This window comes from Pseudomonas sp. lyk4-TYG-107 (assembly GCF_030209055.1).
GTDB lineage: Bacteria > Pseudomonadota > Gammaproteobacteria > Pseudomonadales > Pseudomonadaceae > Aquipseudomonas > Aquipseudomonas putida_A.
In genome coordinates this window covers 83,948-99,241 of record NZ_JARVST010000008.1, presented here as the reverse complement: position 1 = coordinate 99,241, position 15,294 = coordinate 83,948, and the positions used below count along the sequence as shown (strand labels likewise).

Below are 15,294 nucleotides of genomic sequence, written 5' to 3'. Positions count from 1 at the left end.
GATGGCTGAACTGATCAACATCATTCTGCGCCTGGCGTTGTATGTGGATTTGCTGCTGTTGTTCGGGGTGGCGTTGTTTGCGCTGTACAGCGTGAACGCGCCGCTGCGGTTCAGGCCGCTGTTGCGTGGATTGGCGTTGATCGGGGCCCTGCTGTCAGTGGCTGGAGTGCTGCTGATGACGAGCGCCATGAGTGGCGAAACCGAACTCGCCGCACTCTGGCCGCACCTGCAGATGATGCTGCTGGAAACGGACGTCGGGTTGGCGTGGGCGCTGCGCATGATTGCACTGATCGTGGTGCTGGCTCAGCCGGGGAAGTGGCTCGCGTCGATGGCCGGCGCGGTCGCCCTCACCTCCCTTGCGTGGAGTGGGCACGGAGCAATGGACGAGGGCTCGCTGCGGGTCTGGCATTTCCTCAGCGACATCCTGCATCTGCTGGCGGCGGGGGCATGGTTGGGCGGTATGCTGGCGCTGGTGCTGCTGGCGCGGGGTGGTGTGGATGAAGCACGGATTCGCCTGCTGGCTGCGGCGGTGAAACGCTTCGAATGGATCGGCGCGGCGATTGTGCTGACGCTGTCAGTGAGCGGCGTGGTGAATTACCTGTTCATCGTCGGCCCGAGGCTGGATGAGGTGCTGCTCGGCACCTATGGGATGTTGCTGGCGATCAAGGTTTTGCTGTTTGCCGCGATGCTGGTTCTGGCGGCGCTGAACCGCTTTCACCTTGGGCCTGCGCTGGAGCGATCGCTACGCGATGGACAGCACGTCATCGCGGCGCATGCACTCAGGCGCAGCGTGCTGCTGGAACTGGGCATGGCCCTGCTGATCGTGGCGTTGGTGGCGTGGCTCGGCACGTTGAGTCCGGACGCGGGATGACACCCGAGAAGGCCTTTCACTACACTGGCTCACCGTCCTCTGCAGAAGCCCGATGTCCATGACCATTCTAAAAAGCACGATGATCCTTTGCGGCGCGCTGACCCTGGCCGCCGGTGTTCAGGCCCAGGAAAGCCCTTCGCACCTCGACAGCATCCAGCAACAAGGCCAACTGCGCGTCTGCACCACCGGCGACTACAAGCCCTACACCTTCAAGCGCACCGACGGCGACTTCGAGGGCATCGACATCGCCATGGCGCGCTCGCTGGCCGACAGCCTCGGAGTGAAAGTCGAGTGGGTGCAAACCACCTGGAAAACCCTGATGCCGGACATGCAGGCCGGCAAGTGCGACATCGGCATGGGCGGGATTTCGGTGACGCTGGACCGGCAGAAAAAAGCCTACTTCAGCGACACCCTCGACAGCGACGGCAAGATCCCGCTGGTGCGCTGTGCCGAGCAGGCCAAGTACCAGACCATCGAGCAGATCAACCAGCCCAACGTGCGTCTGGTCGAACCCGCCGGCGGCACCAACGAAGCCTTCGTCCACGCCTTCCTGCCCAAGGCGCAACTGGCGCTGCACGACAACGTGACGATCTTCCAGCAACTGCTCGACAACAAGGCCGACGTGATGATCACCGACGCCTCGGAAGCGCTGTATCAGCAGAAACTCAAACCGGGGTTGTGCGCGGTGAATCCGCACCAGTACATGCAGTATGGGGAGAAAGCCTATCTGCTGCCGCGCGATGACATCAGCTGGAAACTGTACGTCGATCAGTGGCTGCATCTGAGCAAAGTCACTGGCAGTTATCAGAAGGTTATTGGTGAGTGGCTGGCCCTGCCGCAGTAATCTTCCAGGCACAAACATTTGTGGCGAGGGAGCTTGCTCCCGCTGGGCTGCGCAGCAGGCCTTCTTTTGAGGGGCCGCCTCGCGCCCCCAGCAGGAGCAAGCTCCCTCGCCACATTGATTCTCAGCCAGGAAATCTATCAATCGTCATGCAACATCCCGGAGCTGTACTGGTTCAAGCTGCTGCCAATGCTGTTGCCGCCAAACTTCAGGGTCGTCGCATGACTGCGCCCCTCCGGCGATTGGCAATCCGAGGAGAAACAACTGGTGGTGGTCAAACCTCCGGCGCCTGAACAGGCACTCAATACCGAGACAGCTGCGGCGATCAACAGCACTTTGACGACATTGGTGCGCATGGTACAGCTCCCCTTGGGATGATCTTGTGCAAGCATCCTAGGCCTAAGCCGCACCCGGCAAGATGAAATTTTGCCGATCGACAGCACGGGTTCAGGTTGGCATCAAACCGCCCGCCACGCCTCCATCGGAATCTGCGCCATCGCCTCAAACGCCGGTTTGGCGAACCAGAAACCCTGCATCAGATAAATCCCGCAATCGGCGAGAAAGTCCCGTTCCTCCGGGTGCTCGATGCCCTCGGCAATCACCTCGATCCCCAGTTCAGTACACATGCCCACCACGCCCCGCACGATCGCCTGACGCACACGGTCTCGGTGGATATTGCGGATCAGCGCCATGTCCAGTTTGATCAGATCCGGCTGAAAGTCCGCCAGCAGATTCAGCCCGGAATACCCCGCACCGAAGTCATCAATGGCCGTCTTGAAACCAAACTCGCGATACTCGCGCAGGATGTTCATCAAGTGCTTATTGCTTTCAACGTGCTCGCCCTCGACCGCTTCGAAGATCAGTCGATCAAGCGGAAACGCGTGTGCGCGGGCCGCCTCCAGCGTGCTGCGAATGCACAGGTCCGGACGATAAACGGCGTTCGGCAGGAAGTTGATCGAAAGGAACCCGGTGAGCCCCAACTGCGCTGCCGTAGAGATCGCCCGCACACGGCACAGTTGATCGAAGCGATAGCGGTTCTGGTCATCGACCTGCTGCAGAACCGACAGTGCACCTTCGCCCTGCACGCCCCGTACCAGTGCCTCGTGGGCGAAGGTCGATTGATCACGCACATCGACAATCGGCTGGAACGCGAAGGAGAACGCCATATCGGCCTCGCCTTTTTGCCGGCATCCTTGGCACCCCCCGCTGGGCTGGGGGAAAATTGGTGTATTGGTCATGACGCCCCCTGAGAGCGGGTTGCAACCATCCATGGCCCAGAAAAAAATCACTGCACGGACCGGGTGGCGCCGCTTGGCGGCCCCCGCTTATACAGGCTGACCGGTCAATTCCGGCCAAGTTCATTGCGAAATGCCATCAGGTGCGGAAATGCGCCGTCATGCGTTGCAGGTTCTGCCCCAGCGATGCCAGCTCAATGGTCGCGGCAGCACTTTCTTCGCTGGCGACGGCCGACTGATCGGCCACATCGCGCACACTGACGATGCTGCGATTGATCTCATCGGCCACCGCACTTTGCTGCTCGGCGGCGGCGGAAATCTGCAGGCTCATTTGCTGGATCGTGCCGATCGACTGGTTGATCTCGGTAATCGCCTGCTCTGCCTTCTGCGCCAGCACCACGGTGTCCAGCGTGCGCTCGCGGCTGGATGTCATCAGCGTAGATGCCGCTTGCGTACCCTGCTGCAGAGTGATAATCAGCGCTTCGATTTCCTTGGTCGAATCCTGGGTGCGCTGCGCCAGCGAGCGCACTTCATCGGCAACCACCGCGAAACCACGGCCCTGCTCCCCCGCCCGCGCCGCTTCAATCGCCGCGTTCAGCGCCAGCAAGTTGGTCTGCTCGGCGACAGCCTTGATCACATCGATGACCTTGCCAATCTGCTCACTGTCCTGGGACAGCACGTTCATCGCCGCGCCCAAGTCTTCGATCGCCACCGACAGTTCGCTGATCTGCACGGTCGCCTGCTTGACCACCGCACTGCCGTGACGCGCCTGCTGATCGGCCAAGGTCGCGGCGGCCGATGCGTCGGTGGTGTTGCGCGCTACCTCCTGCACCGTCGAGGCCATTTCGTGCATCGCCGTGGCGACCTGATCCACCTCGACTTTCTGCTGACGCACACCGGCGCTGGTCTGCTCGCTCATCGCCGAAAGCTTCTCCGCCGACGTCGAAATATGCGTCACGCCGTTACCGATTCCCTGCACCAATGTGTTCAGGCTTTGCGCCATGTCCTGCATCGCGTTTTGCAGATCGCCCAACTCATCCTTGCGGCTGGATTTGGCTTGCACCGTCAGATCGCCCTTGGCAATCCGTCGCGCCAGCTCCACCGTCAGCGCCAGCGGCCCGGTGATCTGCCGCGAGATCAGCACCGCAGCCAACAGACCGACCACCAGCGCCAGCACGGTCAGCACGGCAATCTGGATAAACGCACGCTGTTGATCGTCCCGCGCCAGACGCTGCTGCGTGTCCATCAGGCCGGTCATGATGCTGTCCATCGCCTGGCTCTGCTGATCGACCTGCTGGCGCAGGCTCTGCTTCTGCTCGAACAGCGCGGCGACCTGTACCAGCACCTCGCGATAACGGCGCATCCCGGCCTGCGCCTCTTCAAGCTGACTCGACAAGGCCGCCGGCAAACCGCTGCGCGCCTTGCTCATGTCGGCCAGAAACGCATCAGTGGTGTCCAGCAGCACCTGTTTGTTGGCCTCGCTCGGCACCGCGATATAACGCCGCAACATCAGACGAAACATCGTCATGCCATTGCGCAGATCCGCCACGGTGCGCAAATCCGTCACACGTGCGCTATCAGCAGACGCCAGCGCACTGGCCGTGGTGCTCTCGAACATGCTGTTGAAGGTCTCGGCGTACTTGTCCGACATCGCCCCCAACGGTTTCAGCGCATCACTGGTCGCCTTGTCCGCCTCGACCAAACGCTTGACCTGCTGATCGTAAGCCAGCGTGGTGTCCTGCAAACGCTTCAAGGCCTGCTGGTTTTCCGCCCGCGTCAGGGTCTGCAAGGCCTTCGCGATCAGCCCTTGCAACACCGTCAGCCGCGACTGATAAGCCTCGGCAAACGCCGCATCCGCTGCCGCTTCGTACTGCTTCTCCGACAACCGCATGTCCTGCGACGCATCGTTGAGCGTGCCGATCAGACGCGTGGTGTCCAGGCGATCCACCAGCACATTGCTGCTGCTATAGCCAATGAAAGCCACCGCCCCCACCGCCAGCAAAAGAACGCCAAACCCGGCCCCCAACTTTCGGGAAACCTTGATGTTGCCCAGGAAATTCGATGCTTCTGCCATGTTCAGCCTCTAACGCCCTGACGCGATTCAGCGTCAGGCACAAAAAATAGATCTCTGATAACCGGAGTTACCGCTCATATTCGGGGTCGTCGTCCTGGGCGAAATACGGGCAGCTTCCACTGACCCGGCTGCAACAAACTGACGCGAAAAGCCGTACCGACGGGCCACGCACCAGCGGACAAATCCAGGACTGACGCTGGATTTATCGTTTCAGCAAAGGTGTTGGAACGGATGCTATAAATTTTGGGAAAAGTTGTACAACTTTATATTTTTGTATAATCGTTGAACTTTTTTGAGCGCGTGATGACGCATTGCCATCATTTTTTGTGGCACATCGCTATTGCTGCAGAAACAGGCTGAAAACCGCCATTTTGGACGGTTGTTTTGCGCATCGACAGAATGCCCTCCGCGACCACAAGCTCGCCGCTCGCCACGGAGGGCAGCGATCTACGCCTTGAGCTCGACGTTATCCAACGCCTGATTCACCGCCAACTCCCCCAACATCACCACCTGCGCAATGCCCAGCAGCGTCTTGCGGTGCGAGACATCCAGCAACGCGGCGAAATCGTTGAGCATGGTCGTGGCGGAACCCAGGGATTCGCTGGCATTGGCGAGCAGGGATTCGGTGTCGTAGGCCGGGTTGGCGAGGAACATCGGTCTGGATTGATCACCACTGGCCATGATCTGGCTGGCCGGGGTGAGGTAGTGATCGAGGGCGCGCTCGGCGGCTTCGTGGAGTTTGCGGGAATCGAGGGATTCGTAGGGGGATGCGGGGTTGGATTCGGGTGGGTTGGGTGTTGGTTTGAACATGGATGGAGCCTCTAGTGCGAATACTAAAAGGAGCCATCACCCTCGCTACCAAACGATAGGTGGCGGCCATACGCGGGTTGGTAGACCGGTCGCACTAGAACCCGGCGCCCACGAATGAGCCCCACGCATGACCACCATGAAATGTGAGCCCCGAGAAAGGACTGCACACGGTGATGCCATGAGTCTAGAAACGAAGCGGGCTACCAAACCCGATCACTGATTTGCAGTGACGTAAGGACGATAGAACCCGCGAGCTAGACGCACAAGCCGGCGGATTCTGTCTTAGGTGTAGGGAGTGGCGCAAGGCGTTGTAGGGCTAAAGTAGTGCAGATAACCACATTTTAAACAGGACGTATCTAAGCCGTTTAAATTGAGGGCGTTGTCTCAAGGAACGGTTCCACGCAAGTCTGATAAAGTCAGCAACTGTTCATTCGTTGACAGGTCTGGATGAAGAACTGGAGGATTTTTTGACATGGAACGTTCAATGACGGATGAGGAACTCGCTTACGTCTATTGGGCGCTATCTGACGCTTTTGTTGATACAGAAGTTGATTATGAAGCTATTGCGCGTCAAACCGAAAACTATGACCCGGAGGAAATCAGACGAATCCTCTATCATGAGGTAGCGCCTGTCTGTCATACAAATCTTGAGACGGTGATTCCAATGATATGGTCAGCATTCAACTCAGAAAATTTGAAAACTGAAATAGAGAAAGTGCTAAGAATGCGAGAAAAGAATCACTTCCGCCGCCAAAGAGACAAGCTATTAATATATTGGCTTGAGTTTAGATACAGCTACATCTGGAAAGAGATTAAAAAACAATATAAAAATAAGCCATGCCGCACGAATAGAGTGATATGAAATCAGCATACTATATACGTAGCTAGTTTAGCTGTATCGGCAGCCACGAAGGGGGCGGATTTATTTACCGCCAAGCACTCAGTCTTTTGAAATAAATCCATCGCCTTTTTTTCGAAATTCCGGCGCACTCGGCTAGTCACTTTTCCTCCGTATTTATGGCAAATACGCCCCCCGAGTAAGGAGAACTGTTCTTTTACAGCATTACGCGAACGTTGAAATACGTGACACCTGCCTCAAGGAGAATTGAAGAACTCAGAATAGGGCACGGTAATCTCCAGTCCCCGAATTTTTCACCTATCGCTTTTACGCTCAATCCAGACTCGGGCGTTGGAGTGCAGTGTATTGACTCGGCAATACAGTCTAGGACCAATGGCAGCCCCATCGTTTACCCACCCAGTATTTTTCAATACACCTCATCGCTTATGGCATAGCCCAAAACTTTAAGAGTCGCTTCATCCAGAACAACTCTGCACACCGTATGCAGCCCCTGGCCGCCATTTAGTAGCATTTCCATTCGGTCTTGATCAAGCTCTCCATTAAAAAAATCGTCGATCAATTTACGCACCAGAGCCGCGCTCGATATCTCCAGTAACATTCTTCCGTAATCAGATAACCCATCGGAGGAGTACGGATCTAGCTCATCATTCTCACTGTAATAGCGAAGGATTTTCGCAATATCCCCATTTTCGAAATTCGACATGGCTTGGCTAAAATTACGTCGAGAATGCCTGATTAGCCTCAACACCCAACCAGACTCAACGGATACCAACCGCTTAAAAAATAAATTGGCAGTTTCTTGATCCGTAGGTTTAGTCTCTTCAAGCTCTTGAAGCCATTTTTTGGCAAGATTCTCTCGCTGAAAATCCTGAATACTGCGCATCAAAGCGTCTACAGAGGCTTTCGCTTCACCATTTTTTATCGAGTCGCCGAGGTACTTCGTCAAATTTTTAGGTTTTGGGCTGTAGCCGACAGCTATGTCATATTCTGTTTTTTGCAGGTCCTGCGGGGGATGCTTCGCCAGCGGGTCAATAACGAACACTACCGACCGACTTGATACCGTTGCAGCGACCCCAAGATTGACACCGTAATGAAACGCTCCGAACAGCGAAATCCTGGCATAGATGACGTTGTCATCTGCGTTATGGCCAACAATCACTCGGTGACTAAACCTCTTTCTCTGAGGGTCGTGCTCTTCGTCATAAGGATTTAACCACCAAGCAAAATCTTTCCCAGAATTATTAAGCGTGTACTCTTTGATAGGTGCCAACTCGGGTAGGCGGGCCAATTCCGGAAACGCATGGGCTAAAAATGTCTGAGCTATGTAGGCAATTGCCCTAAGCCCAGTATAGGTCCCGCCCAAATCAAGCCGCCCCTCAAGTGTGCCAGGATAGTAAATGCCTGGCGTACCTTTGCTCTCAATGCGAACGTTCAGACCTTTCTTTTGTAATTCAGCTACATAGGCTTCTAGTTGCTCGGGAGAGTTGGCTGCAATTTCAATCGTGCTACCGCCCTTTGAGTGCGACGTGGCGGACACTATGCGGGGTTCAGCATAAGCAGTTGAGGTGTTAGTCAGCCACATTTCAGCCTTGGTCGCAGGATCAATCAGTAAGACGGGCTTCACTTCTCCTGTCGATTTCTGGTGATCTCCCACCACCCCTATTTGCGAATTGAAGAACCGCATCTGGTTGGCGATGATATTTGCCAGCTCTGAGTAGTCTCCATTGTGAGTATCACAATAAATACCTTTATTGGTACGACGTCCTCCTAAAGCAGCCGGAAATACGTGCTCGCGGGAATTGGCCGCAACGCCACAGATAATGCAAGTTCTTTCCATGAAAATCACCTTTGAAAACAGACGCAATTGATCGTCGTGAAGCGCCTTTGTATAGCATGAAAATATGCAGGATAGAGACCTCCGCACGACCAAATCATGCGCGCACCATCTGGGTCTACCTTCGCGCGCAGTCAACGCCTTCCTGAAAAGCACCGGCTATCGATCGAGCAAATGAAAGGCCGTCGTAAAACTTTTATAAAGCGGTACTGAGGAGAGTGTCAGATTTATTTACTTCCCATTTGCTACAACACATCCACCGTATTGAACCAACTTTTCAGAAACAGACCTCTACCAGCCTTCAAACCAGTCCGCCCCCATTCCTGATAAACTCCCCCACCTCCCAGCCCCACCCAACCCAGAACCGCCAATGTCTCCTATCTCCGCCACACCCGCCCCACTCTCCCGCCGCTTCTCCGTCGCCCCGATGATGGATTGGACTGATAGGCATTGCAGATACTTCCTACGCCTCCTGTCGAAGAACGCCCTGCTCTACACCGAAATGGTCACCACCGGCGCCCTCCTCAACGGCGATCACGAACGTTTCCTCCGTCACAACGAAGCCGAGCATCCGCTGGCACTGCAGCTCGGCGGTAGTGTTCCGCTGGATCTGGCCGCCTGCGCGCGCATGGCGCAGGAGCATGGTTACGACGAGGTGAACCTTAATGTTGGCTGCCCAAGCGATCGCGTGCAAAACAACATGATCGGCGCGTGCCTGATGGGGCATCCGCAACTGGTGGCGGATTGTGTGAAGGCGATGCGCGATGCGGTGTCGATTCCGGTGACGGTGAAGCATCGGATCGGGATCAATGGGCGGGACAGTTACGCCGAGTTGTGTGATTTCGTCGGTACGGTGCGGGACGCCGGGTGTACCAGTTTTACCGTGCATGCGCGGATTGCGATTCTGGAGGGGTTGTCGCCGAAGGAGAATCGCGACATTCCGCCGTTGCGGTATGACGTGGCGGCGCAGTTAAAGGCGGATTTTCCGGAGCTGGAGATTGTGCTGAACGGCGGGATCAAGACGATGGAGGCCTGCCATGAGCACTTGCAGACCTTTGACGGTGTGATGCTCGGGCGTGAGGCTTATCACAATCCGTATTTGCTGGCGGAGGTCGATCAGCAGCTGTTCGGCAGCAGCACGCCGGTGATCAGCCGTGCCGAGGCGCTGGCGCAGTTGCGGCCATATATTGCCGAGCATTTACATTCGGGCGGTGCGATGCATCACATCACCCGGCATGTGTTGGGGCTGGGTACCGGGTTCCCGGGGGCGCGTAAATTCCGCCAGTTGTTGTCGGTGGATATTCACAAGGCCAAGGATCCGTTGGCGTTGCTGGATCAGGCTGGCGAGTTACTGCAAGGGCGTTGATGCCCTCCCTCCGTAAAACGTGCCAGGCGGGTTGATCCGCCTGGCGTGCGCATCACCCCGCCGCAGCTTCCGTCCAGTTCACCCAGCCAAACACCCACGTCGCCAGAATCAACAAGCCAAACGCGATCCGATACCAGGCGAACGCCGCATAACTGTGGTTGGCGATGAATTTGAGCAGGCCGCGCACGGCGATCATGGCGAAGATGAAGGCGATGACGAAACCAAGGGCGAACACTGGCAGGTCGCTGGCCTGGAACAGGTCGCGGTATTTGTAGCCGGAGTACACCGCAGCGCCGACCATGGTCGGCATGGCGAGGAAAAACGAGAACTCTGTGGCGGCTTTCCGGGACAAGCCGAACAATAAACCGCCGATGATGGTCGAGCCGGAGCGCGACGTGCCGGGAATCATTGCCAGGCATTGCACGAAACCGATCTTCAACGCGTCTGACCAGCGCATATCGTCGACGTGATCGACGCTCACCACATGATTGCGCTGTTCGGCCCACAACATGACGATGCCGCCCACCACCAAGGCCATGGCCACAGTGATCGGGTTAAACAGGTATTGATGGATTTTGTCAGCGAACAGTACGCCGAGGACCACCGCCGGCAGGAAAGCTATCAGCAGGTTGAGGGTGAAACGTTGTGCATTGCGTTGGGTGGGCAGGCCTTTGACGATGTCGAAGATCTTCGGGCGAAACTCCCAGACTACGGCCAGGATCGCGCCCAGCTGAATAATGATGTTGAACGCCATCGCGCGTTCGCCGCCGAAGTCCAGCAGGTCGGCGACGATGATCTGGTGGCCGGTACTGGAGATCGGCAAGAACTCGGTCAGGCCTTCTACCGCGCCCAATATCAACACCTGGATAAAGGTCCAGAAATCCATTAATCCTCCGTCAGAGCGCTCTTGATGAGCGACCGGTCAACTGCATTCAGGAATTGAGTATCTGAAGTTAAACAATCGGTATAACGCGACACCCATTGCCTGATCAGGCGACGGAGAATATGTCTTATCAAAAGACACACTCAAGCCATGTTAATAAACGTCCGCCTACGAACTACACGAAAAATATTTAGGGCTATAGTAGAAAAAAGTTCGACTGGCCAATAAAGTGTGATCCAGCTCACATTGTCTCAGGATCGTCGACAGTGGCAATTGGACATGAATAAAGCCATCGCCATAGATTCAAAATAGTGGCACAATTCCACATCGCCATCATGTAACGACTAGTTCACAACCCCGAGAAAATCAACTAAAAGCTTGAAATGCTTAATTATTGTTAGAAAACTCGGGAGCCACGTCTAAAAATCGCGTGAATGTTACCAATTGTCAGTCACAGATGAGAACCGGTGCTTTAACATCCCGATGTCAGCACCTAATTCGAGTCAAAGCATGATGCTCTCAGGGAACTTGGCGACTAGAAGTCCGCGCCCGACAAACGACGTACCCGGTGTTCTCACACTGGGCCGTACCCGTGGCGTGGCCGAACATTTTAGTGCGCTGATCGCAAAGCACGTACGCACTGATATGGCACTTGAGGCCAGTTCGTACACTAGTTCCTATAACAATGAACTTTCTGGTTCGTATCGAGCCATTTTCATCGTTATCGACACTCCGCAAGCGCTGGAAGACAATCTTGCGCTGATCGAGAACCTGCGTTCCGACAACTTGAAACCGATCATTTGCGCGGTCATAACCGGTCGCGGCGCGTTCAACAAGATCAAGTACTTCCTGGCCGGTGCCGACTTCTGTATCAAACTCAATACCCTTTCCGACGAGGGCGACGAGTTGCTCGGTGAATTCTTCAACAGTGAAGAATGGCAGCGGGATATCAATCTGACGCTCGACCCGACGCGCATCTGCCTGCTCGGCGGCGCCAGCCAGAAACTCGACATCTCGTTCGCCGAGATGAAGATCCTGGAAGCCTTTGCGCAGACCAGCAATCACATTCTCAGCCATGATGAAATCGCCAGCATCATGGGGCTCAATACCAATTTCTACGACCCGAGAGCGCTGGAAAAATCCATCAGCCGCTTGCGTGGAAAAATCAAGGACATGTATGGTACCAACGCGATTCAGAGCATCCGCGGCTACGGCTATCGCCTGATGCGGGGTCTGATATCGACTGCCTGACTCTCGGGCAGCCATCCTCTTTGCATAATCACGAAGGATCGTCATATGCAACCATACAGCTCAAGTTGTACTTCAAATCTACTAATAATCAAGCCATTGAATGAGCACGGCTACACCGAACCATAACAATAAACTTAACAACATAGCAGCAGAACGAGTGGAATTTATCGAGGCCATTTTGGGCCCAGACCCTGCCTGTCGGTTACTTCCAAGGAAGTTATTGCTCGCCTGCCGATTTACCTTTTCGCCCATTTTGGTGCACATTTTAGGAGAGAGACATGGAAACTAGTACAACCCTCCCAAGAAAATATTTTGTCGTCGTGACCAACAGTACAACGTCGCAGCGTGAACTTGAGAGCATTCTGTCCAGCGAGCGCTTCAATTCGTTTGGCACGTCTCAGGCACAAATGTTTATTGAAGGTGCTACTTCGCCCTCTTCCGCTCCCATGCTGATGGAGTTCACTTACCCAAGGGGCACCCGGAAAAACGTTGCCCGCACGATTGAACACGACACCCAGCGCATATTGGCCACCCTCGAATCGGAATGGTTGTCCGCACAATCGGCGAAGCCGTTTCAAAGTGCAGAGAGCGACAACCGCACTGCCGCCATCGAAGACGCCGCCACCTGCAACGAAACCTGGCATCTGGACAACGATCAAGGCGCCCTGGTCAAGGAAGGCGTCGAGATCAGCCTTACCGGACTGGAAACCGCGCTGGTGCGCAAAATGCTCCATCACGAAGAACGTGTAGTCAGTCGAGATGACCTGATCCTCAGCATCGGCCGCGAGCCGGAGCAATATCGCGGCCTGGAGATGTGCCTGAGTCGCCTGCAGGACAAGTTCAAAAACGCGAGTAATGGTGAGCGATTGTTCCGTGCCGTAAGAAACCGCGGTTATTGCCTCATTCAGGAAATCGTTGCGTAAATACCGCCGATATCCGCGAACAAAACAAACAGAAAACAGTGCGATTACAAAAACAACAAGAGCACTCTGTTTGGCTTCCCCCCTGGTAATAATAGCTCCCTGCCTCCACCCCTCCTACAGTAACAAACACAACATAATTTATTCACCCCCCGCTCTGCGACCTTTTCTAACACCCTTGTATTTGATTATTAAAAAGTTGGCACTGTGCCATCTTGTTAGAACTCGTCAGACACCCTCTCCGGCAATAACTTAGTCTATTGATTGACGACAGTTCGGCCTATCGACGTTGTTACCTCAGGACACTCGTCCAATAACAACAACAAGCCTATCTAGCAACTCGGACTTCAACTGTCGAAACCTGAATGGACGTATTTCTGGGGATATCTCATGGAACTTTCTCTACGGATCAATCGAAATAACGGCCTCAAGGGACTTACCTTCTGGGGCCAATGGGCATTGGCGCAGGCTTTCATTGTTGCGTTGCTATTCATACTCGCTGAACGGCACACCGGCACCGTCGAGTTCTATTACCGCATGTGCGCGACACTGGCGGTACTGGCCTCGGTACCGGCGTATACATTTAGCGGCGTGTACCGCAAGCAGGACAATTACCTGACCGGGCTTGGACGCTTGTTCATGGGCTGGTCGATGACCATGGTGGCGCTGGCCGGCATCGCTTTCGTGTGCAAGGCCGACGAAGTGTTCTCCCGCGAGGTGACGCTGAGCTGGGCGGTCTACGGCTTCCTCGGCCAAGCATTGATGTACGCGCCGCTGCATGCCTTTTCCAAGTACTACCAGCGTTCCCGCACCAGCGCGCAGAAGACCCTGATCGTCGGCACTGGCGAGCTGGCTCTGGGTCTGGCGAAGAAGATCAGTCAGGTGGAAAACCTGCCGCTGGTAGGTTTGGTCAGCAATGGCGCGACACCGAATCTGGATGCGGATGCGCCGCGTGTGGTCGGTGATCAGGAAGATTTGCTGGAGCTGATCAAGGATCATGACATCCGCCGGTTGTACATCACCCTGCCGCTGGCCGAGGCCGCAAAAATCGAAGCGATGTACGTCGATTTGCTCGGCGCCAACGTCGATGTGGTCTGGGTGCCGGACTTGAACAGTCTGACCCTGCTCAACCACTCGGTGAAGGTCGTGGATGGTCTGCCGGCGATCTGCCTCAACGAAAGTCCGCTGACCAGCCGCCCTACCGCTGCGCTGAGCAAGAGCCTGGTGGAAAAAGGCGTGGCGCTGCTGGCGATTATCCTGCTGAGCCCGGTGCTGCTGTTCATCGCGTTGGCGGTGAAGATCAACTCGCCGGGGCCGGTGTTCTTCAAGCAGGATCGCCACGGCTGGAACGGCAAGGTGATTCAGGTGTGGAAATTCCGCTCGATGCGCGTGCACGATGACCGTGAAGTGGTTCAGGCCAGCCGTAATGACTCGCGTATTACTGCGGTCGGGCGCTTCATTCGCCGCACCTCGCTGGATGAGCTGCCGCAATTGTTCAACGTGCTGCAGGGGCAGATGGCCCTGGTCGGTCCACGTCCGCACGCTGTAGCGCACAACCACTACTACTCGGGGAAAATCCTCGCGTACATGGCTCGTCATCGAATCAAACCGGGAATCACCGGCCTGGCGCAAATCAGCGGCTGCCGTGGCGAGACCGACACCATCGACAAGATGCAGCGGCGAGTGGAGATGGACCTGCATTACATCAACAACTGGTCGTTGTGGCTGGATTTGAAGATCCTGGTAAAGACGCCGTTTACGTTGTTGTCGAAAGATATTTATTGATGGGCTGGTGACAAGCCAGGCGATACCGCAAGGGGACGAGAGTCCCCTTTTTTGTGGGCGGGATTTGGGTAGTGGGTCAGGCTGTTGCGAGGGTGGCAGTGCCGGCGCCTTCGCGAGCAAGCCCGCTCCCACAGGGGATCTCGGCATGGATCGGGATATGTGCCTCACCACAAAACACTGTGGGAGCGTGGCTTGCCCGCGAAAGCGGTGGGTCAGGCAGCACAGATGTTGAATGTGCCGACGCCTTCGCGAGCAAGCCCTCTCCCACAGGGGATCTCGTCATGGATCGGGATACGTGCCTCACCACAAAACACTGTGGGAGCGTGGCTTGCCCGCGATAGCGGTGGGTCAGGCAACATGGATTTTGAATGGACTGGCGTCTTCGCGAGCAGGCTCGCTCCCACAGGGATCGGGGGCGTTCACTCAAATCGGGCACACCACAAAATCACTGTGGGAGCTTGCCTGCAAGCGATAGCGGTGGGTCAGGCAACATGGATTTTGAATGGACTGGCGTCTTCGCGAGCAGGCTCGCTCCCACAGGGATCGGGAGGGGGATCAAGATATC

General features: G+C 55.8%; 13 protein-coding genes and 1 pseudogene. 7 read left to right on the top strand and 7 right to left on the bottom strand.

What is annotated here, in order from left to right:
- Window position 1: 1 nt before the first annotated feature.
- Together copD and QRN61_RS09200 are read left to right on the top strand one after the other, a co-directional pair.
- Window positions 2–871, top strand: a complete 870-nt coding sequence (gene copD / locus QRN61_RS09205; protein ID WP_096796944.1) for a copper homeostasis membrane protein CopD — start codon at window positions 2–4, stop codon at window positions 869–871.
- A 58-nt stretch (window positions 872–929) separates the two neighbouring features.
- Window positions 930–1,715 (top strand): transporter substrate-binding domain-containing protein, encoded by a 786-nt coding sequence (locus QRN61_RS09200; RefSeq protein ID WP_096796945.1) that lies wholly within the window; start codon window positions 930–932, stop codon window positions 1,713–1,715.
- Between the two features lie 137 nt (window positions 1,716–1,852).
- Here QRN61_RS09200 and QRN61_RS09195 read toward each other — a convergent pair whose 3' ends face one another.
- The 5 genes and pseudogenes from QRN61_RS09195 to QRN61_RS09180 all read right to left on the bottom strand — a co-directional run bounded on the left by QRN61_RS09195 (window position 1,853) and on the right by QRN61_RS09180 (window position 5,831).
- Complete coding sequence (locus QRN61_RS09195) at window positions 1,853–2,068, bottom strand: hypothetical protein (protein ID WP_027611503.1); 216 nt, start codon at window positions 2,066–2,068, stop codon at window positions 1,853–1,855.
- 102 nt (window positions 2,069–2,170) lie between these two features.
- Window positions 2,171–2,950: a S6 modification regulatory phosphodiesterase RimA gene (rimA, locus tag QRN61_RS09190; protein WP_183781038.1), complete on the bottom strand. Its 780-nt coding sequence runs from the start codon at window positions 2,948–2,950 to the stop codon at window positions 2,171–2,173.
- Window positions 2,951–3,086: 136 nt separating this feature from the next.
- Complete coding sequence (locus QRN61_RS27730) at window positions 3,087–3,866, bottom strand: methyl-accepting chemotaxis protein (protein ID WP_502942584.1); 780 nt, start codon at window positions 3,864–3,866, stop codon at window positions 3,087–3,089.
- Between the two features lie 78 nt (window positions 3,867–3,944).
- A pseudogene (locus tag QRN61_RS27725) lies at window positions 3,945–5,021 on the bottom strand (methyl-accepting chemotaxis protein); the annotation flags it as partial.
- A 447-nt stretch (window positions 5,022–5,468) separates the two neighbouring features.
- Window positions 5,469–5,831, bottom strand: coding sequence for a DUF6124 family protein (locus tag QRN61_RS09180; RefSeq protein ID WP_097088612.1), 363 nt, complete (start codon window positions 5,829–5,831; stop codon window positions 5,469–5,471).
- A 472-nt stretch (window positions 5,832–6,303) separates the two neighbouring features.
- On the opposite strand from QRN61_RS09180, the gene QRN61_RS09175 reads away from it, so the two are divergent.
- Window positions 6,304–6,693, top strand: coding sequence for a DUF7079 family protein (locus QRN61_RS09175; protein WP_285373634.1), 390 nt, complete (start codon window positions 6,304–6,306; stop codon window positions 6,691–6,693).
- Window positions 6,694–7,096: 403 nt separating this feature from the next.
- On the opposite strand, the gene QRN61_RS09170 is transcribed toward QRN61_RS09175, so the two are convergent.
- Window positions 7,097–8,527: a hypothetical protein gene (locus QRN61_RS09170; protein ID WP_285373633.1), complete on the bottom strand. Its 1,431-nt coding sequence runs from the start codon at window positions 8,525–8,527 to the stop codon at window positions 7,097–7,099.
- Between the two features lie 367 nt (window positions 8,528–8,894).
- Here QRN61_RS09170 and dusA point away from each other — a divergent pair, with 367 nt between their 5' ends.
- Entirely contained in the window at window positions 8,895–9,890 is a 996-nt protein-coding gene (dusA, locus tag QRN61_RS09165) for a tRNA dihydrouridine(20/20a) synthase DusA (protein ID WP_285373632.1), read from the top strand.
- Between the two features lie 52 nt (window positions 9,891–9,942).
- Here dusA and QRN61_RS09160 read toward each other — a convergent pair whose 3' ends face one another.
- Window positions 9,943–10,776 (bottom strand): undecaprenyl-diphosphate phosphatase, encoded by an 834-nt coding sequence (locus tag QRN61_RS09160; RefSeq protein WP_027611490.1) that lies wholly within the window; start codon window positions 10,774–10,776, stop codon window positions 9,943–9,945.
- Between the two features lie 507 nt (window positions 10,777–11,283).
- Here QRN61_RS09160 and QRN61_RS09155 point away from each other — a divergent pair.
- From QRN61_RS09155 to QRN61_RS09145, 3 genes are all read left to right on the top strand, one after another.
- On the top strand, window positions 11,284–12,024 hold the full coding sequence (locus QRN61_RS09155) for a winged helix-turn-helix domain-containing protein (protein WP_134786931.1): 741 nt from the start codon (window positions 11,284–11,286) through the stop codon (window positions 12,022–12,024).
- A 278-nt stretch (window positions 12,025–12,302) separates the two neighbouring features.
- Window positions 12,303–12,947 (top strand): winged helix-turn-helix domain-containing protein, encoded by a 645-nt coding sequence (locus QRN61_RS09150; RefSeq protein ID WP_027611488.1) that lies wholly within the window; start codon window positions 12,303–12,305, stop codon window positions 12,945–12,947.
- Between the two features lie 387 nt (window positions 12,948–13,334).
- A complete protein-coding gene (locus tag QRN61_RS09145) occupies window positions 13,335–14,729 on the top strand; it encodes an undecaprenyl-phosphate glucose phosphotransferase (RefSeq protein ID WP_247269292.1) in 1,395 nt (464 codons plus the stop codon).
- Window positions 14,730–15,294: the final 565 nt, after the last annotated feature.